Source organism: Mesorhizobium sp. M7D.F.Ca.US.004.03.1.1 (assembly GCF_003998635.1).
In the GTDB taxonomy this organism is placed as follows: domain Bacteria; phylum Pseudomonadota; class Alphaproteobacteria; order Rhizobiales; family Rhizobiaceae; genus Mesorhizobium; species Mesorhizobium loti.
Window position 1 is genome coordinate 1 of the sequence record NZ_RZQG01001576.1, and the last position, 726, is coordinate 726.

1 protein-coding gene and 1 pseudogene are annotated in these 726 nt (G+C 62.1%); both read left to right on the forward strand.

Going from position 1 to position 726, the window contains the following annotated elements:
- A pseudogene (locus EN935_RS38810) lies at nucleotides 1-270 on the forward strand (hypothetical protein); the annotation flags it as partial.
- 85 nt (nucleotides 271-355) lie between these two features.
- Nucleotides 356-726, forward strand: a 371-nt coding sequence (locus EN935_RS38815; protein WP_127374394.1) for a redoxin family protein, incomplete at its 3' end; no start/stop codon positions are given.

Sequence of the window (726 nt, forward strand, 5' to 3'; positions counted from 1 at the left end):
TCCGATTTCGGCGTCAATGTCCTGCCGGGTGACCATGAGACGCTGATTGTCGAGGCGAGCTTTCCCGGCGATCCGGAGGCGGCGGATTTCTTCGTTGCCGGCGAGCACGATTACATGTTCGGCAGCCCTGCCCGCAGCGAAAAGGACGGCAAGCTGATCTTCACCGTGCCGATCCTCGATCGCCCGTCGACGACGCCGACGGATGGCGGACTTCACTATACGCTGACGAGTTCGGCGGGCGCGGTCGAAGGGCTTCTGCCTTTCCCTTGATCCAGCCCACCCGAACGGTTGCAGGAAGCCGTTGAGTTCGCTACGCAAAGACACGTCCTTCCCCATTTTCCCAAGCGAGGAATCCATGACCATTTCCGTTGGCGACAAGCTGCCTGACGTGACCTTCAAGACGATGACCGCCGATGGCGCCAAGCCAATCACCGGGGCTGAGATCTTTTCTGGAAAGAAGGTGGTGCTGTTTGGGGTTCCCGGGGCCTTCACGCCGACCTGCAGCAACAACCATTTGCCCGGCTATCTCGAGAACCATGACGCCATCCTGGCGCGTGGCGTCGACACCATCGCCGTCGTTTCGGTCAATGACGTCCACGTCATGGGCGCCTGGGCGCGCTTCACCGGCGGTGAGGGCAAGATCCTGTTCCTCGCCGACGGCAGTGGCGATTTCGCCAAGGCGGTGGGCCTCGACAATGACCTTTCCGCCGGCGGCATGGGGCTGCG